General features: G+C 61.9%; 23 protein-coding genes. 10 read left to right on the forward strand and 13 right to left on the reverse strand.

From position 1 onward, the window contains the following. Positions 1 to 68 precede the first annotated feature (68 nt). Both thiC and J2X24_RS19620 read left to right on the forward strand, forming a co-directional pair. The gene (gene thiC / locus J2X24_RS19615; RefSeq protein WP_209725261.1) at positions 69 to 1,922 is read left to right on the forward strand and encodes a phosphomethylpyrimidine synthase ThiC; all 1,854 of its coding nucleotides are present in this window, start codon (positions 69 to 71) and stop codon (positions 1,920 to 1,922) included. Between the two features lie 146 nt (positions 1,923 to 2,068). After that, complete coding sequence (locus J2X24_RS19620) at positions 2,069 to 2,443, forward strand: endonuclease domain-containing protein (RefSeq protein ID WP_209725263.1); 375 nt, start codon at positions 2,069 to 2,071, stop codon at positions 2,441 to 2,443. An 85-nt stretch (positions 2,444 to 2,528) separates the two neighbouring features. Here J2X24_RS19620 and J2X24_RS19625 read toward each other — a convergent pair whose 3' ends face one another. From J2X24_RS19625 to J2X24_RS19635, 3 genes are read right to left on the reverse strand one after another with little or no spacing between them, the layout of a single operon-like run. After that, a complete protein-coding gene (locus J2X24_RS19625) occupies positions 2,529 to 2,939 on the reverse strand; it encodes a GFA family protein (protein ID WP_209725265.1) in 411 nt (136 codons plus the stop codon). Further along, positions 2,936 to 3,385, reverse strand: coding sequence for an SRPBCC family protein (locus tag J2X24_RS19630; protein ID WP_209725267.1), 450 nt, complete (start codon positions 3,383 to 3,385; stop codon positions 2,936 to 2,938). Before J2X24_RS19630 ends, J2X24_RS19625 begins: the two co-directional genes overlap by 4 nt. Continuing rightward, positions 3,378 to 3,710, reverse strand: a complete 333-nt coding sequence (locus J2X24_RS19635; RefSeq protein ID WP_209725269.1) for an ArsR/SmtB family transcription factor — start codon at positions 3,708 to 3,710, stop codon at positions 3,378 to 3,380. The genes J2X24_RS19630 and J2X24_RS19635 overlap by 8 nt, the downstream gene beginning before the upstream one ends. Before the next feature lie 87 nt (positions 3,711 to 3,797). Here J2X24_RS19635 and J2X24_RS19640 point away from each other — a divergent pair, with 87 nt between their 5' ends. Further along, positions 3,798 to 4,427: a D-Ala-D-Ala carboxypeptidase family metallohydrolase gene (locus tag J2X24_RS19640; RefSeq protein WP_209725271.1), complete on the forward strand. Its 630-nt coding sequence runs from the start codon at positions 3,798 to 3,800 to the stop codon at positions 4,425 to 4,427. 309 nt (positions 4,428 to 4,736) lie between these two features. After that, the gene (locus J2X24_RS19645) at positions 4,737 to 4,946 is read left to right on the forward strand and encodes a hypervirulence associated TUDOR domain-containing protein (protein ID WP_209725273.1); all 210 of its coding nucleotides are present in this window, start codon (positions 4,737 to 4,739) and stop codon (positions 4,944 to 4,946) included. A 24-nt stretch (positions 4,947 to 4,970) separates the two neighbouring features. Here the strand turns inward: J2X24_RS19645 and J2X24_RS19650 are convergent, their stop codons facing one another. Next, positions 4,971 to 5,225, reverse strand: a complete 255-nt coding sequence (locus J2X24_RS19650) for a hypothetical protein (RefSeq protein ID WP_209725275.1) — start codon at positions 5,223 to 5,225, stop codon at positions 4,971 to 4,973. A gap of 153 nt (positions 5,226 to 5,378) precedes the next feature. Between J2X24_RS19650 and J2X24_RS19655 the strand changes: the two genes are divergently transcribed. Further along, positions 5,379 to 6,335 carry a hypothetical protein gene (locus tag J2X24_RS19655; RefSeq protein WP_209725277.1) on the forward strand — a complete coding sequence of 319 codons (957 nt, stop codon included), beginning with the start codon at positions 5,379 to 5,381 and terminating at the stop codon, positions 6,333 to 6,335. A 12-nt stretch (positions 6,336 to 6,347) separates the two neighbouring features. Here J2X24_RS19655 and J2X24_RS19660 read toward each other — a convergent pair whose 3' ends face one another. From J2X24_RS19660 to J2X24_RS19685, 6 genes are all read right to left on the reverse strand, one after another. Further along, a complete protein-coding gene (locus tag J2X24_RS19660) occupies positions 6,348 to 7,352 on the reverse strand; it encodes a cupin-like domain-containing protein (RefSeq protein WP_209725279.1) in 1,005 nt (334 codons plus the stop codon). Positions 7,353 to 7,552: 200 nt separating this feature from the next. Further along, complete coding sequence (locus J2X24_RS19665; protein ID WP_209725280.1) at positions 7,553 to 8,821, reverse strand: DUF3422 domain-containing protein; 1,269 nt, start codon at positions 8,819 to 8,821, stop codon at positions 7,553 to 7,555. Positions 8,822 to 8,921: 100 nt separating this feature from the next. Next, positions 8,922 to 10,130: a D-mannonate dehydratase ManD gene (gene manD / locus J2X24_RS19670; protein ID WP_209725415.1), complete on the reverse strand. Its 1,209-nt coding sequence runs from the start codon at positions 10,128 to 10,130 to the stop codon at positions 8,922 to 8,924. Between the two features lie 53 nt (positions 10,131 to 10,183). Continuing rightward, positions 10,184 to 12,769 carry a glycosyl hydrolase 115 family protein gene (locus J2X24_RS19675; protein WP_245344973.1) on the reverse strand — a complete coding sequence of 862 codons (2,586 nt, stop codon included), beginning with the start codon at positions 12,767 to 12,769 and terminating at the stop codon, positions 10,184 to 10,186. A gap of 8 nt (positions 12,770 to 12,777) precedes the next feature. Further along, on the reverse strand, positions 12,778 to 13,602 hold the full coding sequence (locus J2X24_RS19680; protein ID WP_209725282.1) for a GDSL-type esterase/lipase family protein: 825 nt from the start codon (positions 13,600 to 13,602) through the stop codon (positions 12,778 to 12,780). 13 nt (positions 13,603 to 13,615) lie between these two features. Continuing rightward, complete coding sequence (locus J2X24_RS19685; protein WP_209725284.1) at positions 13,616 to 16,030, reverse strand: glycoside hydrolase family 3 N-terminal domain-containing protein; 2,415 nt, start codon at positions 16,028 to 16,030, stop codon at positions 13,616 to 13,618. 169 nt (positions 16,031 to 16,199) lie between these two features. Between J2X24_RS19685 and J2X24_RS19690 the strand changes: the two genes are divergently transcribed. The 3 genes from J2X24_RS19690 to J2X24_RS19700 are packed head-to-tail and all read left to right on the forward strand — an operon-like array spanning position 16,200 to position 19,565. Beyond that, positions 16,200 to 17,318: an endo-1,4-beta-xylanase gene (locus J2X24_RS19690; RefSeq protein ID WP_209725286.1), complete on the forward strand. Its 1,119-nt coding sequence runs from the start codon at positions 16,200 to 16,202 to the stop codon at positions 17,316 to 17,318. A 2-nt stretch (positions 17,319 to 17,320) separates the two neighbouring features. Continuing rightward, positions 17,321 to 18,970, forward strand: coding sequence for a glycoside hydrolase family 43 protein (locus J2X24_RS19695; RefSeq protein WP_209725288.1), 1,650 nt, complete (start codon positions 17,321 to 17,323; stop codon positions 18,968 to 18,970). A gap of 58 nt (positions 18,971 to 19,028) precedes the next feature. After that, positions 19,029 to 19,565 (forward strand): carbohydrate binding domain-containing protein, encoded by a 537-nt coding sequence (locus tag J2X24_RS19700; protein ID WP_209725290.1) that lies wholly within the window; start codon positions 19,029 to 19,031, stop codon positions 19,563 to 19,565. Positions 19,566 to 19,689: 124 nt separating this feature from the next. On the opposite strand, the gene J2X24_RS19705 is transcribed toward J2X24_RS19700, so the two are convergent. Further along, a complete protein-coding gene (locus tag J2X24_RS19705; protein WP_209725292.1) occupies positions 19,690 to 21,858 on the reverse strand; it encodes a glycoside hydrolase in 2,169 nt (722 codons plus the stop codon). 146 nt (positions 21,859 to 22,004) lie between these two features. On the opposite strand from J2X24_RS19705, the gene J2X24_RS19710 reads away from it, so the two are divergent. After that, on the forward strand, positions 22,005 to 22,322 hold the full coding sequence (locus tag J2X24_RS19710) for a rhodanese-like domain-containing protein (RefSeq protein WP_209725295.1): 318 nt from the start codon (positions 22,005 to 22,007) through the stop codon (positions 22,320 to 22,322). A gap of 60 nt (positions 22,323 to 22,382) precedes the next feature. After that, positions 22,383 to 23,558: a glycoside hydrolase family 5 protein gene (locus J2X24_RS19715; protein WP_209725297.1), complete on the forward strand. Its 1,176-nt coding sequence runs from the start codon at positions 22,383 to 22,385 to the stop codon at positions 23,556 to 23,558. Between the two features lies 1 nt (position 23,559). Here J2X24_RS19715 and J2X24_RS19720 read toward each other — a convergent pair whose 3' ends face one another. Both J2X24_RS19720 and J2X24_RS19725 read right to left on the reverse strand, forming a co-directional pair. Beyond that, a complete protein-coding gene (locus J2X24_RS19720; RefSeq protein WP_209725299.1) occupies positions 23,560 to 24,690 on the reverse strand; it encodes an ABC transporter permease in 1,131 nt (376 codons plus the stop codon). Next, complete coding sequence (locus J2X24_RS19725; RefSeq protein WP_209725301.1) at positions 24,690 to 25,640, reverse strand: ABC transporter ATP-binding protein; 951 nt, start codon at positions 25,638 to 25,640, stop codon at positions 24,690 to 24,692. Before J2X24_RS19725 ends, J2X24_RS19720 begins: the two co-directional genes overlap by 1 nt. Positions 25,641 to 25,667: the final 27 nt, after the last annotated feature.

Genomic DNA, 25,667 nt, shown 5'->3' on the forward strand with positions numbered 1-25,667 from the left:
AAGCGCCCGCAATCTACGCGCATGATCCCTCACATTTTACTGCCCTTTGTGGCATGAGGGATTACACAATGAACAAGCCCATCAAGGACTTACAGCCGATCAAGGTCGAAGCCTCGCCGTTTCCCGGCTCGAAGAAGGTCTATGAACCCGGCGTCCTTTTCCCCGACCTGCGCGTGCCATTCCGCGAAGTCGCGCTGCAAAAGGAAGCCAACGAGCCGCCCGTAAGCCTCTACGATTCGACCGGCCCCTACACTGAAGAAAACTTCGCGCCGCAGATCGACAAGGGCCTGCCGCGAGTCCGCGAAAAGTTCGTACTCGACCGCGGTGACGTCGAATTCATCGAAGGCCGCAAGGTCAAGCCGGAAGACAACGGCAATGTCTCGCCCGAGCGCCTGGCGCCGGAATTCCCGAACCTGCCGCGCGTCATGCGCGGCAAGCCCGGCAAGATGGTGACACAACTCGAATACGCCCGCGCCGGCATCATTACGTCCGAGATGGAATATATCGCTATCCGCGAAGACATCCGCCGCAAGCAAGACGCTGAAGTCATCCGCGATGGCGAGGACTTCGGCGCCTCGATCCCCGACTTCATCACCCCGGAATTCGTCCGCGACGAAGTGGCCCGCGGCCGCGCCGTCATCCCGGCCAATATCAACCACGCTGAAGTCGAACCGATGATCATCGGCCGCAACTTCCTGGTCAAGATCAACGCCAATATCGGCAATTCGGCCGTCACCTCGTCGATGGAAGAAGAGGTCGACAAGATGGTGTGGGCCATCCGCTGGGGCGCCGACAACGTCATGGACCTGTCGACGGGCCGCAACATCCACAATATCCGCGAATGGATCCTGCGCAATTCGCCGAACCCGATCGGGACCGTGCCGATCTATCAGGCGCTGGAAAAGGTCAATGGCGTCGCTGAAGACCTGACCTGGGAAGTCTATCGCGATACCCTGATCGAACAGGCCCAGCAGGGCGTCGACTATTTCACCATCCATGCCGGCGTCCGCCTGGCCTATGTCCACCTGACCGCCAAGCGCGTCACCGGCATCGTCTCGCGCGGCGGCTCGATCATGGCCAAGTGGTGCTTGGCCCACCACAAGGAAAACTTCCTCTACACGCACTTCGAGGAAATCTGCGACATCATGCGTGAGTATGATGTGACCTTTAGCTTGGGCGATGGCCTGCGCCCCGGCTCGATCGCCGACGCCAATGACCGCGCCCAGTTCGCCGAACTGGAGACGCTGGGCGAACTGACCCAGATCGCCTGGAAGAAGGGCTGCCAGGTCATGATTGAAGGCCCGGGTCACGTGCCGATGCACAAGATCAAGGCCAATATGGACAAGCAACTGGCGACGTGCGGCGAAGCCCCCTTCTATACGCTTGGGCCACTGACGACCGATATCGCGCCGGGCTATGACCACATTACCTCGGGCATCGGCGCGGCGATGATCGGCTGGTTCGGCACAGCCATGCTGTGCTACGTCACGCCCAAGGAACACCTGGGCCTGCCCGACCGCAACGACGTCAAGACGGGCGTGATCACCTATAAGATCGCCGCTCATGCCGCCGACCTGGCCAAGGGCCATCCGGCCGCACGGGCCTGGGACGATGCCCTGTCGCGCGCGCGTTTCGACTTCCGCTGGGAGGACCAATTCAATCTCGGCCTCGATCCGGACACGGCGCGCGCCTTCCACGACGAAACCTTGCCGAAGGAGGCGCACAAGACGGCGCACTTCTGTTCGATGTGCGGGCCGAAGTTCTGCTCGATGAAGATCACGCAGGAGGTGCGCGACTACGCCGCCAACATGACCGACAACGAAAAGGCCGACCTGGAAGCCGCCACCGGCATGGCGCAGATGTCGCAGAAGTTCAAGGATATGGGCAGCGAAGTCTATATCCCGGCCGAGCCTGCAGAGTAACGCTGTCACTCCTCCCGCTCCTCCCTGTGCCGAAGGCATGGGGAGGGGGACCGCACAACTGAGCGATAGCGAAGGCGATGCGGTGGTGGGGCCTACCTCGGTGGGCCTCTTGCCTTTCCGCCACCCTAGGCTGTAGCCTTCCAAATATGGACGCCAAACCGAAAGTCAAACTGGCGCGCAATCTGCGACGCCAGATGTCTCCGCCTGAGGTTCGTCTCTGGCTCCGGCTACGCACGCGATCTGAAACCGGCTTCTCAATTAGGCGCCAGCATCCGATTGGGTCATTCGTGCTCGACTTCTATTGTCCGGAGGCTCTCCTCGCCATCGAAGTGGATGGCGCTCAACATACTGAGGACGAAGCAATAGCTTATGATGAAAAACGCGATGCCTGGCTGCTTACGAAAGGCATAGCGACGCTACGCATTCCTGCCGTCTACATCATGCAGGATGCCGACAGCGAAGCAGAAGGTGTGGTGGAGTTTATCAAAGAACGCATCGCGGCGTTGTCTCTACCGAGATAGGCCCCACCACCGCATCTCATTCGCTTCGCTCAATCGTGCGGTCCCCCTCCCCATCGCTGCGCGACAGGGAGGAGCGGGAGGAGCTTTAACCCGGCATCTTCGCGAACTTCGGCACGTTTGGATCGAGATGATCCCACGCCCAGCCCCGCGAGGCATAGGTCACCATCTGCGGTCGGTAGCGCTCCGGTTCGTCGAGGCTGGCGGCGCGGACCGTCAGGATATCCGGCGTCGCGGCAAAGGTCATGAAAACCGGCGAGCCGCAGGTCCGGCAGAAATGGCGCGTCTTCTTTTTGCCGCTATCGGCGGTCATCTCCCAGCCTGTTGCCACTTCGGGGATCGTGACGTCCTTGCTTGGAAAGACCAGGTGCGAGGCATGGCCCGTGCCGCTTTCGCTTTGGCAATCGAGGCACTGGCAGTCGGTCATGACGATAGGTTCGCCGGTAATTTCATAACGTAATGCACCGCAAGCGCAGCCGCCGCTCCACACCCGACTCATGCGGCACCTCCGACCACGACTTCGCCAAGACGCGGAACGATCTTGCGCCAGCCTTCGCCCATATTCTGCAGCGCCAGTTCGTTGCGCGGCACGACAAAGCCGGCGTGGATCATCTTGACGCGCGTGCCTGCGCCTGCGGGTTCCAGTGTCCAGCTCACGACCGTATCCAGGGTCGCGCCGTAGCCGACATTGTCGGGGTGGCCCGAGGTCCAGCTATAGACCAGACGCGACTGAGGTTCGATCTCCAGGATTTCGCACTGGATCGTCCCGTCCCAGGCCCCCGCTGGCCGGGTCGTGAAAGTGAAGCGGTTGCCCTTGACCGCTTCGAACCCAGACGCCGGCATCAGCCAGCGCCCCATCAACTCGCCCGTCGTCAGCGCCGTCCAGATGACGCCAGGTGCGTGCGGCAGGACCTCCTCGACGACGATATTCTGCGTGTCAGTCATGGTCGATTTCCTTCAAAAGTTCGCGGAGATTGCTGAAGCGGTCTTTCCAGAAGACGCTGTAGTGGTTCATCCAGTCGGCCAGGGGCGCCAGGCCTTCGGGTTCGGCGCGGTAGTAAACCTTGCGCCCCTCCGGCCGCTCGGCGACCAGCCCGGCCAGTTTCAGCGTTTTCAGATGCTGCGAGATGGCGCCCTGCGTGACGCCGCTGCCGTGCGTCAGGTCGGCGACGGTGATTTCATCGGTCGAGACGACACGCTGGAACACCGCCCGGCGAGTGGGGTCGGCCAGGGCGCGCATAACGGCATCAATGGGAGCGGCTTGGATCATGACATCAAATTAGCATATACTAATGCATTAGCCAATACTAATTGAACACGCCATAATTCCGGCGCGGTCGCATGTATCCATCACGATATGCCACCCCGCTTCGCCCCGTTGCTTCTGCTCTGGCTTTTCCTCGCCGGGCCAGTCCTGGCCGAAGTCCCTGCCCGTTTCTCCGAAGGTGCGTTTGCCGCGTGGCGCGATGCCCGGCCGGACCGGCAAACCCAGTTCACGGCCTTTCAATCCTTCCTGACACACAACGGCGTGGCGGATGTCCTCCCGGCCTATCAGCTATGGCGAACCTCTTCGTCGTCGGAAAAATGCCAGAGCGACGCCTTCATCATACCCGAACGCGCGGACTGGCCGCACATCGTCACGACGCTGCGCTTTGTCCGCGACCAGGTGCGTCCCGCGATCGGCCCCGTCGAAGCCGTTTCGGGCTATCGCGATGACGTGCTCAACACCTGTTCCGGCGGCGCGAAACGGAGCGCCCACCGCAACTATTACGCCCTCGATCTTGTGCCGCTAACGGCCGGCCTCGACCGCGCCACGCTGATCAAGCGGATGTGCGCCGTCCATGCCGCCCATGGCGCGCAGTATAGTGTCGGCCTCGGTTTTTATTCAGCCCGGCGCTTCCACGTCGATTCCAAAAGCTTTCGGCGCTGGGGACCCGATGGTACCGGCAAGACATCACCGTGCAACGCGTCCGTCGATGGCCTGTAAAATCTTGCCCTGACGCAAATGACACCGGTTTCCCTTTTTCGGGAACATGCTATTGACGGGCAGCGCCTTATCGCCTTCCCTGCCGGAAACAGACCGCACAGACGGCAATGAAACGGGGACCACTTGGCAGGTCGAGCCGGCGGAAAGTAGGATTCCGTTGCTCCCGCCCTTCCCTAGATCGGAATGATGTCAGGGGGTGTCATTCCGATCTAGGGTTTACTTCAGGCCGGTCTTTTACGTCTGCCTCGCCCGCAATCGCATCGCTTCCTGATCCGCCGGGCCCTAGCCTGCCCTGGCAGGAGAAGATCAATGACCAAAACATTTGCAAAGGGTGACAAGGTCGCCTGGAACACGTCGCAAGGCGAAACCGACGGCGTGGTCGAACGCAAGCTGACAAAGCCCACCGACATCAAGGGCCATCACGTCGCGGCGTCGAAGGACAATCCGGAATATCTGGTCAAAAGCAGCAAGAGCGGCGACACGGCCGCCCACAAGCCCGGGGCGCTCAAGAAGCAATAGCGATCGCCTGGCCCTGACCGTGGCTCAAGCTAACATCCGGCGCGGCGAAATGGTCGTATTATAGATCACCAGCACACGCGGTGCGTCTGGGTGGGTTGGCATGGCGCGGCCCCGTTCGTCGTAAAGCCCGGGACCGATGGCGAAGACCGGCGGCTTCATGCGCATCTGCACCACCAGCTGCGGTCGCTGGAAGCCGTCCAGCTCCACCCAGCAGCAATCAAATAATTTGTCGGCAAAAAGCTTATCGGCAAATACCTTGCCGGTGCGCCCACGCGTCACGTCAGAACTCCGGGGAAACAGGTTTGCGGCGTTCTGCGCGAGTATTGTTTTGCATTTGTTCCGGAGCGCCCGTCCCGGTCAATTCACAAATTTGTTTCAGCGGCATGCTTCTTGTAGGCTGTGATCGGTTTCAACCCATGACCGGTGGCGCCGATGGCTTTTGACACAGATTCGCACAGCCTGATCCAGAAATGGCAAAAGGACGCCCGCCGCGTGCGCAACGAAGTCACGCGTTTCAATCACCGCCTGGCCGAGACCGGTCTGTTCGAGGACGAGGCCCTGGCCAAGCTGCTCGACAGCCACCCGTACGAAGAACTGACCATCTGCACCATGCGGCCCAATCCGCCGGCCTATGAACGCTGGATCGCCGGCGAAGCGCGCGGCCTGGACGGCGGACAGTTGCTCGATGCCGTCAAGAAGGGCCGTTTCTGGATCAGTCCGCGCCACGTCATGACCGTCAACCCGGTCTATGCGGAACTGTTCCGCCGGCTGATGAGCGAATATCGCGAAGCCACCGGCCTGACCATTGCCTCGTCCGACGGCGCGCTGATTCTGTCGAGCCCGCACATGGGCGTCTTTTACCACGTCGACCTGGCCGAAACCATGCTGTGGCACATCCGCGGCCACAAGACGATCCACCTCTATCCGCCGCATGAGCCCTTTGTCTCGGAAGCCTCGCTTGAGGCTATCCTGCTCAAAGAAAACCTGACCGACCTGCCCTATTCGCCCGAACTGGAAGCTGGCGTCATGCAGGTCGATCTCGGTCCGGGCGACGCCGTATCGTGGCCGGTCCACTCGCCGCACCGGGTCTGCAACGGCGAAGACCTGAATGTGTCGATTTCGATCGAATATACGACGCCGAAGACGGTGATGCTGAACGGCGTCTACTATTTCAATGGCCGCGTCCGCCGCATGACCGGTGTCAACATGTCGGCCCAGCGTACACCCGCCCTGCTTAAGCCCGCCTGGGCCATTGGCGCCAAGGCGCTTAAGATCCTGGCGCCGCGCAAAGTCACCGCGGAAACGACGCATGAGCGCCGCTTCGACATCGACTTTTCAGCGAAACACTGCATCGCCTGGCGCGGTCAGGCGCCGGACTGGGCTGCCTGACCAAGCTAAGCCTCAAACATTCTGGCGTACAATGGCCTTCAATGCCGCCATCTGCTGCGGGCTCGGATTGTCCTCGAAAAAGCCGTGATGCGGCTTCGGCAAATGCTGCATCGGATCGCCCGCCGCTTCAAAGATGTAGTAGTCCATCAGGTGTTTCCAGGACGTGCGCAGGGGCTCAGGCAACTGACGAATGCTGAGGGCGGATACGAGCAATCCGGCCAAGGGCGGATAGGCCTGCACGGGCACAAGGTCACGCCAATAGTTGATCAGCAGGTTGAGGGGGCCATCGGTTCGCACATGGTGCCACCACATCGCCGGAATATAGATGGCGTCGCCGGGGTCCAGTCTTGCTTCCACGGCGTGGTCGAGCGCCTCGGCGAAACGCGGATAGGCGTCGAAGTCCGGATTGTCGAGGTCGACCATGCTAACTGGAACGCCGCCCGGCCCGCCTAGCAGTGGCCCGGGATAGAGATTGGCGATCTGGTCCGGGGGAAACAGCGTGAACATCTTCTCACCCGCAATATGACACGCTATATTTTCCGAGCCGTCATAGTGGGTGGGCGTCGTCAGCGAATTGCCGATCCAGAACCGGGGCCTGACCGCGGCGGGAAACAGCGGCATATTGAGTTCGGCAGCTAGGCCGGGCAGGAAATCATCCAAGGGCTGGCCCTGCATATACAGGGATTGCCTGCTTCCCTCTTCCGCCATCCGCAGCAGTTGGCGCATGAGGTGCGTTACCGAGCGCTCGACGTTTTGGAAATTATGGCCTTTCAGGTCCGGCTGATAGAAGTACCGTGTTTCCGTTTCCGGCAGGACAGACACGCGGCCACGCCGGTCGCCGTCAAACTGAGCAAGATAGCGATACAGGGCTTCCGGCCCTTGACGTGCGATGGCCACACATGGCCAATCGGCCGCAAGCCCCTTCAGGATGACTGGACGGTTGCCGGGCCGGATTTCATTTTCAAACAGCGCCGGAGTGACTGCCTCAATAACGGGTACGGATGGAAAACGCGACATATGCCTTACTGCAGCAAGCGCCTATGACGTCCCGGCAGCAACCCATGCTGCTTCGTCAAGCGCATGGCTTGAACGCGTGAACCCTCTCCATCCGTCTCTATATTACCGCATAACACGGTAATATTTTCCATCATGCGCCGAGATTGAACCGCCGCACGGTCGCGGCGTCATCCTTCGACACGGTCGCCGGAAGCATCCATTCAGTGCTCTCCCCCCGTCAGAGACTTCTTGCGATGATGAATGAACAGCCAGGCCAGCGCAAGGATCAGCGCGACCAGCCCGCCATAAAGCTTGTGCGCCAGCTCCGAATGGCCGGTCCACGGATCGATGACGTATTTGAGCAGGCTGAAGATGTAGTAGCTGACGGCAAAGACCGACAGGCCCTCGACCAGGTGGGACAGCTTCATTTGCAGCTTGGCTCGCACATCCATGCTGCGCAAAAGGTCCTGGTTCTGCATTTCCAGCGTGATCGAGATACGCGCCCGCAAGAGGTCGCTGACCCGGCCGATGCGCACGGAAATGTCGTCGAGCCGCTTTGATGCCGCCTCGCACGTCCGCATCGCTGGCTGCAGCCGGCGCTCGATGAATTCGGCCATGGTCGAGAAACCCTCGACCCGGCTTTCGCGCAAAGAGTCGAGCCGGTCCTCGGCCAGGCGGGCATAGGCTTCGGTTGCGCCCTGGCGGAAGCGCACGGCGTTGACGCGCTGCTCGACCTCGGCCGACAAGCTCATCAGCCGTTCGAGAATATCAGCCTGCGCGGCCGGCCGATCGGCCATGTCGCGCGTGATCCCGGCCAACCGGGCCTCGGCGTCCTTCAGCCAGGCCATCAGTTCACGCGCCACCGGAAAGCCCAGCAGGGCCAGCTTGCGGTAATGACCGATCTCGATCAGGCTTTGCAACAGGCGCGACAACTCGTCGTTGCGCAAGCCCTTGTCGTGGATATAGATGCGCCCTGCCCCGCCTTCGTGGCCGCGGAAATCGCTCCAGATCCGCGCCTTGCCATCGAAGACTTCACAGCAGACGGCGCCGGTCAGGTCGATGGCTTCGGCCAGGGCGTCGGGCGCCGGCGCATGTGGCAGGACCGAGATTTCGACGCTGCGGAAGACGGTGCCTGGCGCACGCTTAAGCCAGTCGAAATCGGCGCTGCGGATGGTGCAGAAGCCCAGGCCCTTATGTGCTTCGGTTTCGGCGTCGAGCGCGGTCGTAAAGCTTAGCCAGGTTGAAAATTCGCCATGGCGCTCCCAGATCCGCCCGCCTTTGGGGGTAAGCACCGCCAGCCGGCCATGCGCTGAGGCACCGCCTTCGGCATCGAGACTGTCGATCCAGGCGGTTTCGGCGTCGCGATCATTATCGTCGACCAGATAGACCCAGGAACGCACCACCACCGGGCCTGAGAAGATCGGCAAGGCGCGTTCGTGCATCAGTTCCGTCAGCGCCAGGCGCAGCGGATGGTCGGGCGGGCGTGTCATGGTCTCTGGAACCCAATGTGGCTTTTTTTGCCACCGTAACAGAGGTCGCTTCCCTTAGGGCATCACGTTGCGCATCAAAGCGTTACCAATTCCCCAGGCCTTACCAGTTCCACAGCGTGCCATCCTCCAGACGCGCCACCGGCAACTGCTTCGGGCTATAGGGATATTTCGCCGCCAGGGCCTCGTCGATATCGACGCCATGGCCCGGTGTTTCGCCGCACAGCAGGAAGCCGTCGTCGAAGCGGTAATCGTGCGGGAAGACGGCGTCGGTTTCCGGTGTATGGCGCATATATTCCTGGATGCCGAAATTGGGCACCCAGGTGTCGAAATGCAGGGCCGTGCCCATGGTCACGGGCGACAGGTCGGTGGCACCGTGGCTGCCGGTGCGGACCTGCCAGACCGAGGCGAAGTCGGCGATGCGGCGCAGGTGCGTCAGGCCGCCGGCCGAAACGATGGTCGTGCGGATATAGTCGATCAACTGGTTCTGGATCAGGTCCTTGCAGTCCCACAGCGTATTGAATATCTCGCCGACAGCCAAAGGCGTCGTCGTGTGCTGGCGAATCAGGCGGAAAGCCTCCTGGTTTTCGGCCGGCGTCGAATCCTCCATCCAGAACAAGCTGTAGGGCTCAAGGCGCTTGCCGAGCTGCGCGGCTTCCAGCGGCGTCAGGCGATGGTGGACGTCGTGCAGCAGGTGATGGTCAAAGCCATAGGTGTCGCGCAGTTTATCGAACAGCTGAGGGACATAGTTGAGGTACTTGCGCGTATCCCAGACGGTTTCCAGCGGCAGTTCGCCTTCGGCCGGCTCGTAGAACTTCTTGTCCTTGGAAATGCCGTAGGCCTTGTCGAGACCGGGAATACCGGTCTGGGCGCGGATGGCCTTATAGCCTTCCGAGATATAGCGCCCGACCTCATCGACCGTATGGGCGATGTCGGAGCCGTTGGCGTGGCCGTAGACCATGACACGATCGCGCGACCGGCCGCCCAGAAGGTCGTAGAGCGGCATGCCGGCCATCTTGGCCTTGATATCCCACAGCGCCACGTCGACCGCCGCGATGGCGCGCATGGTCACCGGACCACGGCGCCAATAGGCTCCGCGGTAGAGGTACTGCCAGATATCTTCGATGCGGCGCGGATCACGGCCGATCAAAAGCGGGATGATGTGCTCTTCGAGGTAGGCGACCACGGCCTTTTCCCGGCCGTTCATCGTGCCGTCGCCAATGCCGTAGACGCCCTGGTCGGTTTCGATCTTCAGCGTAACGAAGTTGCGCCCCGGGCAGGTGACGATGACGCGCGCGCCGGTGATTTTCATCGAACCCGTGCCGCGGTCAAGATCAGGTTGCGAAGGGGGATTTACGGGGTAGTTCATTTGGCAACAGCGCTTTCCGGCGGACCTAGGTATGTGGGCTTGAGGCCGCCGGTATCCAGGACGAGGCGCTGGAGCACGACATTGCCGTCAATGCGGTAGAATTTGAGGATGTGTGGGCCAGCCTTCAGGCCTTTGAATGGCACCTTGATGACATGGATGTTGTCAGAGACCGCCGCGTTCCAGTCGGGCTTGTCCGGGATCAGGTTGAAGCTGAGGGTCTGCGGCGCCTGGTCGTCGATGGCCACGGCGAACTGGAGTCCGCCCTTGCCGGCCGTATCGAGCGTCGGCGTCAGATAGACGTGCAGGGTCGCATCGGCGTCCTTCGACGTCTGGATGTCGTATTCCAGCCGAACCTTGTCCTTGACCGGGTCGCTGGGCGGCGCGGCCTGCGGCAGGGTCAGGACTGCGCCCAGGGTGCGGCCGAGATTGGGGATGGTCGTCCACTTGGCCTTGCCGTCGAACTTGCGGGCATAATGCAGGGCCTCGATGGCAACAAAGCCATTCTGTTCGACATAGTGCCCGGTCTTGCCAACCACGGGCAGGTGTGCGGGCAATGACACATTGATGCTGGCCGGCGGCTTTGCATCCGCCGCAACCTCTTTCAGCTCAGGCATCACGTCGGTGTCCGGCTGCTGCCAGTAGGTATAGCCGATGTGCGTCTGCGACATCATGTGGTTCCACTTGCCGCCGTTCAGCGTGTGGTACTGTTCGGCGATCTGGCCGTCACGGGCAAAGGCCCAGCGCGCCGCCGTGGCCTCATCATTGGCCGCCGAATCGTTCCTGCCGGCCAGCCTGCGGTTGCGTGCCACGCGGTCATAAAGCTCATAGAGATTGGCATTGGCCTCGATCGGATGCTGGACCAGTTGGAACCAGGCGTCCTGGGCATCGTCCGGCAGTTTGGCGCCGATCTCATTGGCGCCCTGTTTCAGGTTGGCGTAGCTACGTGTCATCCGGCTGAAGTCCGGATCGTTCAGGAACAGATCGGGATTGAGCAATTCCGGCTTGCGGCGCGCGGCATACTGGCTGGAACGCGTCAGCAACTGGCCGATTCCCCATGCCTGCTCAGCACCAAACTGCTGCTTCGCCCAATTTTGCGGATAGGCCTTGAGCGCGTCAGGTGTCATGGCGTCCGGGTTCCAGGCCATGTCCATGAAGAAGCTCAATGGAAATTCCATCGGCTTGATATCGCCGACATTGACGATCCACAGGCGGTCGGCGCCGGCTTCGCGCGCCAGGGCCATCTGCTGCCAGGTCTTTTCGATCTGGTTGGTGTTCAGCCACTTGTAGTTCCGCGGCCCGCCGACATAGTCGAAGTGGTAGTAGACGCCGTAGCCACCTTTGCGCGGCGGGGCCTTCGGGTCGGGCAGACGGCGGATCTGGCCCCAGTTGTCATCGGCAAACAGCAACGTCACATCGTCCGGCACGCGCATGCCGTGGTCGTAGTAGTCCTGGACTTCCTTGTAGAGCGCCCAGACCTGCGGCGTCTGGTCGGCCGGCCTGCCGGTGACATCCTCGATGATCTTACGCTGGTCGGCGACGATCTGCTCCAGAAGCGCGGTCGCCGTGCCCTCGCTCATCGGCTCGTCGCCATCGCCGCGCATGCCAAGCGTTATAATGTTCTCGTGCGCCTTGCCGCGCTCAATACCGCCACGCCAGAAGGTACGCAGGTTCTCAGAGTTGGTGCGATAGTCCCACTTGCCGCCGGTGACGCCGCCTTCCTTGTGACGGTGCCATTCATCGTGCGCCCGCGTCATCGGCTCGTGGTGCGAGGTGCCGAGGATCACGCCATATTCGCTTGCGACATTCAGGCTTTCCGGATCGTCATCGGCGATCGCCTTGCCCCACATGGCCGGCCACAGGTAATTGCCCTTCAGGCGCAGGTTCAGCTCGAAGACCTTGGCATAGAGTTTCGAATTGATGCCGCCGAACTTTTCACGCGCCCAGTTGCCGAAGGCCGGCTCCTCGTCATTGATGAAGAAGCCGCGATATTTGACCACAGGCTTGTCCGACCGCGCACCCGCCGTTATCGAGACTTCCGCCTGGCGCTTCACCGGCACATCGGCCCACCAATACCAGGGCGACACGCCCATCTTGGCCGACACGTCGTAGACGCCAAAGACCACGCCGCGCGGGTCTGAGCCGGCGATGACCAGCGCGCGGTCGATGCCCTCGGCAGGGCTTTTGACGACGCTCTGGCTGTAAGCCTCCCACTGGCTGGTCAGGCTACCAGCTTTGACGAGTCGATCGATCAGGGCGGATTTGCCCGCCTCACCGACGATCACCACGTCGCCGCTTAAGCCCTCAAGCGTGTTTACAACCTTGGCCGGCTGGCCCGATACGCGCTCGAGGTCGGCGGCAAAATCGGCGGCGACGCGCAGGACTGGCGCTGCCGCATCGGCATCGACATAGACGGTGGCGGGCTTGCCGGCCGTCACCAGCCGGAATGCCCCCGGCACGGCTTCGGGGCAGACGGTGACGATCCCTGTGCAAGCCGCAAACGCTGTTCCCGCCGCGCCCGCAAAGGTCACAACAGCGGCAACAGCCAGGCCACGCAGCATCAGAAACAGGGATCGCGACATCATCTCGTCTTTCAGGTTTTGAGCGCCGCTTCGATCGCAGCCAAAGCAATCGGCGACATCACGGCATAACCGGCAGCGTTCGGATGGACGTTGTCATTGCCAAGTTGCGGTTTCAGGGCGCCGTCCGGCATGGCCAGCACCGGCCAATAGTCGGCATAGACAAAGCCGTGGGCCTGGCAGTGCTTGTGAATCCAGGTATTCAGCGCCTTGATTTCCGCGACGCGGTTGCCGCGCTGCGGCTTCCAGGCAAAGCTGGTCGCCGGCGGCACAGAGCCCATGACGACGCGGATGCCGTTCGCTTTGGCAATGCTCCCCATGGCCGCCAGATTGCGCGTCGTCTGATCGAAGTCATACGGATCGCGATTTTCGGCGATGTCGTTGGTGCCGGCCAGGATATGGACCACGCGCGGTTTCAGATCGACGACCTCAGGCCCGAACCGCACCACCATCTGCGCCGAGACTTGGCCGCTGATCCCACGCCCGACAAAGCCATTGCCGTCGAAGAAGGCCTTCGCCTGCCCTGGCCAGTTGTCGGTGATGGAATCGCCCATGAACACGGCCCGACGTGCGGATGGAGGCAAGGCCTTTACCCGCGCGTTGTCCTGGCGGTAGCGGAGCAGGTTGGGCCAGTCCTCGCCGATCGGTTCGAAGCCCAGCGATTTGTCGCTGGCGCGACGCAAGGCCGCCTTGATGGTCTCGATGCCGACGTCTTCGCCCTTGATGGCCGGAAGCGGCGGCACCGGCGGCAGGTTTTGCGCTACCGCTCCTTTTGCCGCCATCAGTCCTGCCGCGCCTGCCACAACGCCTGCAAGCAGGCCCCGCCGTTTCGTATCCATAATACCCCTCCGGTCAGGCGACCGTCAGGGTCGCCGTCTTCAGGTCCACGCTATTCGGTCCGACCGAGATGGTAAAGGTGCCCGGCTCGACGACGCGCTGCATGTCCGTATTGTAGAACTGCAGCTCGGCCGGCGTGATGGTGAAGGACACGGTCTGCTTTTGACCGGGGTCCAGCGTGATGCGCTTGAACCCCTTCAGTTCCTTGACCGGGCGAGTGACCGAAGACACGTCGTCGCGGATATAGAGCTGCACGACTTCGTCGCCCTTGACCTTACCCGTATTGGTGACTTCGACCGAGACATTGACGGTGCCGTTCGGGGCGATGGTCGCCGCCGAAAGAACGGGCGCGGAGATATCAAAGGTCGTGTAGCTGAGGCCGTAGCCGAACGGATAGAGCGGCTTGGTTTCACCGGCCAGGTAACCGCGGCGCGCCGTCGGCTTGTGGTTATAATAGACCGGCAACTGGCCGACGCTGCGCGCGACGGTGACCGGCAGCTTGCCGCCGGGATTGGCGCGTCCGAACAGAATATCGGCAACGGCCCAGCCGGTTTCCTGGCCGAGATACCAGCCTTCGACCAGGGCGTCGGCGCGCTGATCCAGCAGGTTGACCGACAGCGGCCGGCCATTCAGCAGGAAGACGACGGTCGGCTTCTTGAGGTCAAAGATCGCCTTGGCCAGGTCGTTCTGCTGACCCATCAGGTCCAGAGAGTCCCGGTCGCCCAGGTGGTTGTCGGCCCAAGCTTCGCGCGAGGTCATTTCGTTGTCGCCCAGCACCATGATGATGGTATCGGCCGACTTCGCCGCTTCGACGGCTTCGCTGATGAGTTTGCGATTGACCTCTTCCGGCGTGAAATTGACCTGGTCCTGCCCCCAGATGCGCTGTTCGGTGATGCGCACGGCTTCGGAATAGGCAACGGAGAAGCCCTGCTTCTTGCCCTCGGCCTCGACGCCTTCGAGGATGGAAACCACCTTGCGCGGAATATCCGAATACCCGCCGATCGGCGTGTCCTTGGCATGCGTCCCAAGCACCAGGACCTTGCCGACCTTCTTGCCGTCGAGCGGCAAGAGACCGTTGTTCTTGAGCAGGACGACCGACTTCTGCGCGGCTTCACGGGCGAGCGCAACGGCGTCCGGTGTGGCGGTCAGGCCCGCCGCCTTCTTGGCGTCGACATAAGGCGCTTCGAACAGGCCGCCCTGCACCTTGAGGGTCAGGATGCGGTGGACGACGGCGTCGATCTCGGCCTCGCTGACGCGGCCGGCCTTCACAAGGTCGACCAGCTTCGGGTAGCCGGCGCCATCCGGGGTCTCGATGTCGACACCGGCCTTGATAGCGCGGTAGCCGGCTTCGGTGACGTCCGCGACCAGCTTGTGGCGCGTGATCATTTCGTTGATGGCGAAATAGTCGGACACCGTCACGCCCTTGAAGCCCCACTCACCACGCAGGATGGTGGTCAAAAGCCACTTGTTGGCGTGCGACGGAACGCCGTCGATTTCGTTATAGGACGGCATGACCGCCCCGATCTTGGTTTCCTTGACGATCTTTTCGAACGGCGGGAAGAAGTCTTCGCGCAGCACGCGCTCGGAGACCTGCGCCGGGCCGATATTGGTGCCGTTCTGCGGCTCGCCGTGACCGGTCATGTGCTTGAGCGTCGCGAACACCTTGTCCTTGGCCAGTGGCAGGCTGTCGCCCTGGAAGCCCAGCACGGCCGCCTTGCCCATCACGCCGCAGACGTGCGGATCTTCGCCATAGGTTTCTTCGATACGGCCCCAGCGCGGATCGCGGGCGACGTCGACAACCGGCGCCAGGGCCAGGTTAGTGCCGCGTGCGCGCATTTCCTTGGCGCAGACGCTGAAGATGCGCTGGGCCATGTCGGGGTCGAACGACGATGCCAGGGCAATCGCCTGCGGGAACGAGGTCGATTCGCGCGCGACATAGCCGTGCAGGCTCTCTTCGTGCATGAACATCGGGATGCCGAGGCGGGTCTTTTCGACCGCCCACTTCTGCGCGGCATTGACGTAGACGGCGGTTTCTTCCGGGCCACGGTTGGCCACGGCGCCGTTGTCGCCGGCACCGGTCGCCACGTTGACGCCGACGCGGTCGGACGGCCGCGCGATCATGCCCAGGCCGTTCGGGAAGGCCGTCGAGGCCTTGGCCGGATCGAAGTCACCCTTGGCGTTCTGGATATCGCCCTTCTTCTGCCAGATGCACAGCATCTGCGCGACCTTCTCCTCCAGCGTCATGCGCTTCAGCAGGTCATCAACGCGGGCCTCGACCGAAGCTGAGGCATCCTTGTAAAGCGGCGCGTCGCCCTTGGCCGCCTTCTTCTTCGATGCGGCGCCCGCGGCCGTAGCGGCGCTGACGGCCAGTGCGAAGGCGCTGACGCCTGCAGCAAAGGCGCGGCGCGACGGGTTGAAGGAATCGGTCATGATATCTCCCCTGATTGGTTATTTTCGGTGATCCTCGCACGGGATCTTGCCGGGATGTAAAACAGATTTGCGTGATATTGGTCTGACGTCTGTGCCCGGTGTGTTGACGTCAAGCCGCGATGATGCAAGTGTTAGCGGTAACAGAAAAAAACGCAACAGGGAAATGACAATGCGCCACACCTCTCCCACCTTCAATCGCCGCACTGCCTTGGGTCTTCTTGGCGCAGCCGCCGTCGCCGCGCCTGCGATTGGTCAGGCACGGGCCACCGAGGGCTCACTGGGCGCCTTGGCCCGCGCCAAGGGTATTCGATTCGGCACCGCTGTCGGTTTCGGCGCGCTGAACGATCCGAAAATTCAGGAACTGATCGCACGGGAATGCGATATCATGGTCCCTGAAAACGAACTGAAGATGTACGTCACCCACAATAACAATGCGACCGACTACAACTTCGCGCCGGCGGATCGCATCCACGACTTCGCCAAGGCCAACAACATCGCCATGCGTGGCCACACCATCTTCTGGGCGCGCGACGAATATACGCCGCAGTGGCTGAAGGCGTACGATTTCGGCGCCAAGCCCAAGGTCGCCGCCGAAAAGATGCTGCGCGAATACGTGGCCAAGATCGCCGACCACTATGGCGACCAACTGGTGTCCTGGGACGTCGTCAACGAGACCATCGATCCGGCGACGGGCGAAGTCCGGAGCAATGTCTTCTCGCGCATCTTAGGCATGGATGCCCTGCGCATTTCCTTTGAAGTCGCGCGCGAACGCCTGCCCAAGACACAACTGGTCTACAATGACTACATGGGCTGGGAAAAGGGCGGCGAAAAGCACCGCCAGGGCGTGCTGACCCTGATGCGCTGGTTCCGCGAAAACAAGATCGAGGTCGATGCGCTGGGCGTTCAGGGCCATATCGGCACCGACCACGACCTGACCCTGGGCCAGGCGGCGGAATGGCGCGCCTTCCTGGATGGCGTCACCAGCCTCGGGTATGACCTGCTGGTCACCGAATTTGACGTCAATGACCGCTACCTGCCGGCCGATATCGCCACACGCGACTCCATGGCGGCCAAGGTCGCACGCGAATATCTCGATACGACTTTGAGCTACAAGCAGGTCAAGGATTTCCTGATCTGGACCATCACGGACAAATATTCCTGGCTGCAGGGCTTCTCACCGCGCACCGACAAGCTGCCGCTGCGGCCTACGCCGTTCGATGCCGACGGCAATCCCAAGCCCATCTATGACGCCATCGCGGCAGCCTTCAAAGCCGCGCCCGCGAGGTAATCATGAAGTACGCCCTTGCCTTCGCCGCCTTGGTCGCTGCCGCCCCTGCCCTCGCCGCGCCTCCGGGACAGGCGGTATTCAGCGATATCCGCTATGAGAGCCAGAGCCGGATCGACGGCAAGGCGTTCGAGCCATCGAAGTCGTATGAGAACCCGATCCTGGCCGGCTATTATCCCGACCCGTCGATCGAGCGCGTCGGTAACGACTATTACATGGTCAATTCGACCTTCGCCTATTATCCGGGCATTCCGGTGTGGCATTCGACCGACCTCGTCAACTGGACGCAAATCGGCAATGCCATCGACCGGCCAGGCCAGCTCGATTTTTCGGGCCTGGCGACGTCGCGGGGTGTCTTTGCACCCGCGATCAGCCATCACGACGGCACCTTCTACATCGTCAACACCTGCGTCGACTGCAAAGGCCAGTTTGTTATCACTGCCAAGGACCCGAAGGGCCCGTGGTCCGATCCGGTCTGGCTGCCGTTCGGCGGCATCGATCCATCGATCTTCTGGGATGACGACGGCAAGGCCTATGTTGTCTGGAACGACGCGCCCGAAGGCGAAACGCTGTACGAAGGCCACCGCGCCATCTGGATGCAGGAGTTCGATGCCAAGGCCCTGACCACCAAAGGCCCGAAAAAGCAGGTCATCAACGGCGGCGTCGACATCTCGAAAAAGCCGGTGTGGATCGAAGGCCCGCACGTCTACAAGGTCGACGGCCGCTACTACCTGATGGCGGCCGAGGGCGGCACGTCGGTCAACCACTCGCAGGTCATCCTCAGTTCCAAGTCGGTCTGGGGCCCCTATGAGCCCTGGCGCGGCAATCCGATCCTGACCCAGCGCGATCTCGATCCGAACCGTCCGGCGCCAATCACCTCCGCCGGTCACGCCGACCTGGTACAAACGCCGGCCGGCGACTGGTACTCGGTGTTTCTCGCCACCCAGCCTTATGAGGGCGATCTCTACAACACCGGCCGCGAAACCTTCCTTTTGCCGGTCAAGTGGGTTCAGGATGGCGGCACCAAATGGCCGGTCATCCTTGACCATGGCAAGGCGATCCCGACAGTCGTCGACCTGCCGAAAGGCGCCGCCAAGGGCCACCGCAACTCTGTGGCGACCACAGGTTACAATCCACTGACCTGGCTGCAGGTGCGGTCTCCGAAGACACCGTTCCTAAGTCAAGGCAATGGCGGAAAGACGGTTACGCTCAAGGCGCTTCCCGAGGCGTTTGGCGATGTGAAATCGGCGCCGGCCTTCACGGGCCAGCGCCAGCAGCACATGAACGCCGAGTTTTCGGCCAAGGTCGATTTCAAACCGGTCAAGGATGGCGACCGTGCCGGAATTCTGGCCCTGCAGAACGACGACTATTACCTCTTCTTCGGCGTCACGAAACGCGGCGGCAAAGAGGTTCTGGAAGTCACACGCCGGGCGGGATCAGCCGATCCGCGCGACGGCGTTGTGGTCGCATCGGTCCCTTCGCCGGGCAATGCGATCAATCTGACGGTGAAGTTTACGGGCGGCAAGGCCAGCTTCGGCTACGGCAAGGACAGAACCCTTGTCGTGGTAGCCGATACCACGCATTTGTCGACGAACAGGGCAGGTGGTTTTGTCGGGACGGTCATAGGCCTTTATGCCTATAGTCAAAATCCATAACCGGGTGTAGCCTTCCCTCCTTAACGAAAAAAGTTTGCGTAAAAACCTGGAGGGAATAATGAAGATTTTCAGTGTCATGGCGGCTGCCGCCATGCTCATACTGGCGCCTGTCGCGGCCCATGCCGACGACGATATCACCAAGCATCTGGTCAGCAATCCGAACGTCGGATCGTATCAGATCTATGGTTCGGGCCAGACCAACAAGAAGGTCAGGGACGCGGCCGTTCAAGGCGGCCAGGCCATCGAGATCAAGGCGAGCGGCAACGGCAATCCGTGGGATGGCGCCGCCCAGGTCGAGGTCAACCAGAAGGTTACCAAGGGCGACAAGCTGGTCTGCGCGATCTGGCTCAAGGCCAGGTCGGACAGCGGCACGGTCCGTATTCCGGGCCGGTTGCAGGTCAATGAGGCCCCGTACCGCGCCATCGGCGAAACCAGCTTCGATGCGGAGACCGAATGGAAGATGTACACGCTGGAGACGACGGCGGATGCCGATTACGAAAAAGGCAAGCTGGTGTTTGTGGTCCACCTCAACACCGGCAAGCAGGTGATCCACCTGGGCCCAGCGTTTGTGTTGAATATGACGCGCACCTATTAACAGGGGTCTGGGGTCTGGGGCCCGAGGCCCCAGGTCTTTAACTCAAGAAAATAGCCTGCCCTTTTTGAGGGCAGGCTATTTTCTTGATCGCAGAAGGCTCGTGAGGTCGCGGCCCCACTCCTCATCACTTGGCAGGCCGTCCAACCATGGTCCCGCGGCCATCCGGCGAGATATAGAGTACGCCAAAGGTCCTCGGGTCACCCGCAATCGCGCGCATCTGACCAAAACGTGTGGCGTCGGTATTGATCCGCGTCCACGCCAGACCGCCGTCGATGGAGCGCCACAGCCCTTCCTCGCCCTTCACCTTGCCCCACAGGAAGACGGTCGGATATTTCACGCCCGGCGCCGCCTTGCCGAAGGTCACCTGCCAAGCAGAGGTGACGTCTTCAAGCTTAATCTTGATGCGCCCGTCCATGATGCTGAACAGCCCGGCATCGCCGGCCGCCAGGAACAAGTCATTCTTCTTCCCCGGCACGGCGCGCAGTTGCGCATTGCCGTCCACCTTTGGCAGGTCCGTCGCGTAGGGCGCAAAGGTCGCGCCGTGGTCCCTGCTGATCAAGATCGTCCCTGTCTTCTTGTCATAGGCATAGTAGACGCCATCCAGCACCTTGTCGGCGATCGCTTCCTGGCCACGCTCCGCCGCCATCCAGCCAGTCGACTGCGCCCAGGTCTTGCCCAGGTCCTTCGAATACCAGGCCGGTTCATTCTCCGGCACCCAGACCAGCGACGTCGCCTCGGCCGAGATGACGATCTTGCCGGCGCGATGTGCGTGCCAGTCGGTCGTATCGAGCGGCTTTGGAACTGAGGCCAGGGGCTGCCAGGTTTCGGAGCCGTCGAACGAGATATAGCCGCGCGCGGTTTCATTATCGACGCTGCGCACGATCGTCTTAGGCTTCAATGCCGCAAAGGCCACCGACTGGTTGGTCTTGTTCATCGGCGTGAACAGGCCATGCGCCGGTGTTTTTGAGAAATCGTCGAAGGCTGTCCCGCCGACATCGCCGGCCGCCATCAGGACGCGCGGGCCTTCCGGCGGGCTTTCGAGGCCCAGCACGACGGTTTCTTCGAGATTGTCATTGGTGAAGTCGAAGCGGACTTCGCCCGCCTTCCCGGCTTTGGCGAGGTCCTTCGTCATCCAGACGCCGTAGCCCGTGCCATAGACCAGTTCACCGGGATTGTGCGGATTGATCTTCACTGCATCCAGCCAGTGGCCCATATGGTTGCGGGCGCCGGCGTCCTCATCGTCACCGCTCATATAGTTGATCAGCCACGGGAACTGGCTGTACTCATGCTTGGCCTGCGCCCCCACGCCCGACCAACTCTTGCCGCCGTCACGGCTAACATAAAGGTCGTCCGACGTTGCGTAGCGGTTGGACGTCGAAACCACCAGCGTACCGCCTTGCAGGTCCAGCCCCGAATAGCCAAAGGCCACATCCTTGGTCGGCGTCGCCGGCGAAATGTCGGTCCACGCGCCCGACGGCGACAGCTTATAAACCGCGCCGTCCTTGACGCCGTGCGGCCCCAATCCATCGGCGAAGGTGACATAGAGTGTACCATCCTTATCGACCGCCGCTTGATGCGGGATTAGTTTTGGCGATCCGGGGATCAGGCTGAAGGTCTTGCCGCCGTCCTTAGACCACAAGACGCCACCACCGCCCGAGCCCTGGCCATCCGGCGTATTAGTGCCCGATCCGGCATAGATGACGCCGTCGCCGAACAGCACGAAAGTCACCCCGGCCTCAGTGTAACCCTCAACCTTCTGGAACGACTTGGCGCGGTCCTCACTCACCCACAAACCGTCGCGATTGGTGCCGAGGAAGATGCGGTCGCCGTTCCTGGGGTCAACCATCAGCCGCTCGCCCGTGCCGCGCCCCAGCGCATTGCCGCCAAGCTTGAAGGGCAGAGCCGTCTTCTGCCAGGTCGCGCCGCGATCCTCCGAGCGAATGACGCCGGCATTTGGCACGCGCGGGCTCAGGTAAAGTCCGCAGGTCGCATAGAACCGGTCGGCGTTTTGCGGATCAACGGCCAGGGTCAGGGTGCCGAAGCAGTCCCAGTCGTCCTTGCCGAAGCCGTCCATGAGCGGCACCCAGCGTTTGTTGGTGTAATCGAAGCGATAAGATCCGCCGACATCGGTGCGGACATAGAGGATGTCTTTGGCGGCAGGATGGTAGAGGAAGCCATCGACAAAGCCCCCGCCGCCCAGGGGAATGGTTTTCCAGTCATAGGTTTCAGCCATGGCAGATCCCGCCATGACAAGCAGGGACGCAGCGGCCACAAGGGCTTTCAGTTTCAGCATGTTTTCCTCACGAGGCGCGTCGGGTCGCGCATCTTCAACGTAAGTGTTAGCGCTATCCGGCTGCGAAAACAGCAGGAAAGTTCGGTTGACATCCGTCTTCGCGCGCCGGAAAACGCAAGACCGCAACTTGCCCACAGGAGGCCCATATGGCCGGTGTTGTCGATCTGAGCCCTGAAACCGTCCACGCCGCACTCGAAGCCGGTGAGATCCTGCTGGTCGATGTGCGCGAACCGCATGAGTTCGATCAAGTCCGCATTCCAGGCGCGGTCAACCTGCCGCTGTCGACCTTCGATCCTGCCGCCCTCCCATCGGAACCGGGTAAGCGCGTGGTCCTTCAGTGTGCCGGCGGCGTGCGTTCGGTCACCGCCGCCCATCAGGCCCAGGCGGCCGGCGTCGACATCCACGAACACCTGGCCGGCGGCATCAAGGCATGGATGACGGCGGGACTGCCGGTACAATCCTAATCCCTTGGCAGGCACACCCGCTTGCGCCATGATGGCAAAAAACATCATGGGAGAGACGGCGTGCGTTCATTGCTCAAGATCATGTGCGCCGCAGCTTTGCTGCTCGCCACCCCGGTCGCGGCCGCCGACATCGCGTTCTGGGACACGCCGCGGCACGGCAGCAACTGCTTCAACGAATCCCCGCCCGACGAAGCCTATTTCCGCGCGCTGAAAGCCACAGGCGCGACCTGGGTCCGGCTGACCTTTTCAAAGTGGAAGGGCGAAGGCCGCGACTTCCTGATCGGCAATGCCGACGAATATAAGGGCATTCCGGCCTCGGACCTGGCGACGCTCAAAAAGACCATGGACGCGGCCCATGCCGCCGGCCTCAAGGTCGTCGTCGTGCCTTTGTCCCTGCCCGGCGATCGCTGGGTCCAGCAGAACGACAACAAACAGGATGACCGCCTGTGGAAGGAGCGCAAGTACTGGGACCAGTCGGCAGCCTTCTGGCGCGACCTCGCCACGGCGCTCAAGGACCATCCGGCGCTGGCCGGCTATAACCTGCTCAACGAGCCGACGCCGGAAAAGGGCTTCGGGCTGGACGAACACGCTGCCCCCGAGGTCCGCCAGGCCTGGTACGCCACGCACAAGGGCACGACCCAGGACCTGCCCGCCTTCTATGAGCAGGTAATCAAGGCCGTGCGCGAGGTCGATGGCGCGACGCCGATCATGCTCGACGGCGGCTGGTACGCCAATGCCTGGAGCTTCAGCTACTGGACGCCGCTCAAGGACGACAAGATCCTCTACGCCTTCCACATGTACGAGCCGTGGAACATCACCAGCTCGCCGCAGATCAAGCGCAAGCCGCAACTGCCCTATCCGGGCTCGACCGTCGAATGGGGCGGAAAGACCCTGACCTTCGACAAGGCGGCGATGCAGGACTTCATGGCCAAGCCGTTCGACTGGGCGAAGGCGAACGGCGTGCCGGTGACGCGGATGGTGGCGGCCGAGTTCGGCTGCGTGCGGGTCTGGACCGATTGCGGCGCCTATCTGGGCGATGTGATGGACACGCTGAATGGCCACGGCGCGCATTGGGCCTTCTACAGCTTCCGCGAACAGTGGGACGCCATGGACTATGAAATCCCGCCAGCATTCCCGGCCGGCCAGGTCTACCACCTGCGCGAACAGGGCAAGGAAGACAAAATCCCGCGCAATGGGCCTTTGATGGACATCATCAAGAGCAAGATGGCGAAATAGCCTAATCCAACGTCGACCGGTACCGAATCATCGCGATCGTCGTCGCCCCGGCGATAAAGATCAGGATCGGCCAGATGCTCGGCCACATGGCCGCCCAGTCGGCGCCCTTCAGCATGACACCACGCACGATCCTCAGGAAATGCGTCAGGGGAAAGACCTGGCCGATCGCCTGCGCCCATTCCGGCATGCCACGGAAGGGAAACATGAAGCCCGACAACATGATCGACGGCAGAAAGAAGAAGAAGGTCATCTGCATGGCCTGCATCTGGGTGCGCGCCACGGTCGAAAACGTAAAGCCGACCGCCAGGTTGGCGATGATGAACAGGCCGACGCCCAGGCTCAACAGCCACAACGAACCGATAAACGGCACGTGGAAGACGTAGTGCGCCGCCAGAAGCACGATCAGGGTCTGAACGACGCCGACGACGACATAGGGCGAGATCTTTCCGGCCATGACCTCCCACGGCCGCGCCGGCATGGCCAAAAGATTCTCCATATTCCCGCGCTCGGTCTCGCGCGTCATGGCGATAGAGGTGATCATTACCATGGTCATGGTGAGGATCACGCCTAGAAGCCCGGGGACGATATTGTACTGCGAAATGCCTTCGGGATTGTACTTGCGGTGAACGACGATCTCGACCGGCATCGGCCCTTGCGCCAGAGACGCCCATTGCCCGGTCAGGTCGCGCTTCAAAGACGACTGGACGATCATCTGGATCATGCCTACCGCATTCGACGCCGCCGACGGATCCGAGGCATCGGCCTCGATCAGCAGTTGCGGCCGGTTGCCGCGCAGCACGTCGCGCGTAAAGCCGGCCGGCACGGTGATGACGAAGGCCGCCTCACCGCTTTGCAGCTTCTTCGTGGCGGCATCGGCGCTGGTCACGCGCTCGCGAATATCGAAATAACTCGAATTCTGCAGGCCAGAAGCCAGTGAACGGACGATCGCGGAATCGTCTTCCAGATAGAGCACGGTCGGCAGGTGGCGCGGATCGGAATTGATGGCGAAGCCGAACAGCACCAGTTGCAGGATCGGCAGGACCAGCATGATGGCGAAGGTCAGCCGGTCGCGGAGAATCTGGATGAACTCCTTGTTGAGGATGGCGCCGATGCGCCGTAACGGTGCGAACATCAGCGGCCTCCCGCATTGTCGGTGGATTGCCCCATCAGGTGAATGAAAACATCTTCCAGGCTGGGCCGCATCTGGTGCCACTGGACGCCAGGCATGCCGGAATGGCCCGCAACCAGCTTGCGCAAGGCGCCGAGGTCGCCGCCGGAAACGTGCAGGGCGTTACCGAAGTAGGCAACGTGGTCCGCGCCCGGCTGACCGCGCAGCCTTTCCATCAGGTCGCGCACGCTGCTGCCTTCGGCCACGAATGTATAAAGACCGCTGCCGGCGATTATGTCCTCGACACGTCCCTGGGTCATCAGTTTGCCGTAAGCGATATAGACGATCTGGTCGCAGCGCTCGGCTTCGTCCATGTAGTGGGTCGACACCAGCACGGTCAGGCCCTGCGCCGACAGGCGGTGAATCTGGTCCCAGAAGTCGCGCCGCGCCTGCGGATCGACGCCGGCGGTCGGCTCATCCAGCATCAGCATCTTCGGATCGTGGAGCGTGCAGGCGGCCAGGGCCAGCCTTTGCTTCCAGCCGCCCGACAGCGTGCCGGCCAGCTGCTTCTGCCGCGTGGTCAGGCCCAGGTCCTCCAGCGCCCGGTCGATGACCTGGCGGCGGTTCTTGATGCCGTAGAGATTGGCGACGAATTCCAGGTTCTCGCGGATCGACAGGTCTTCCCAGTAGGAAAACTTCTGCGTCATGTAGCCGATCTCGCGCTTGATCTCTCGTGACTGTTTCAGGATGTCGTAGCCCAGGCATGTCCCCTGCCCTGCGTCGGGTTTGAGCAGGCCGCACAACATGCGGATGGTCGTCGTCTTGCCCGAGCCGTTGGGGCCCAGAAAGCCCCAGACCTGCCCGCGCGGCATGGTGATGTCGACATGATCGACCGCCGTGCGCTTGCCAAAGGTCTTGGTCAGCCCGCGCACATCGATGGCGAGGTCAGATTGAGAGAGCGACGCATCAAGCATCTTCGCCCTCCCCATTCATGGGCAGGG

Source organism: Asticcacaulis solisilvae, from assembly GCF_017875235.1.
Lineage (GTDB): Bacteria > Pseudomonadota > Alphaproteobacteria > Caulobacterales > Caulobacteraceae > Asticcacaulis > Asticcacaulis solisilvae_A.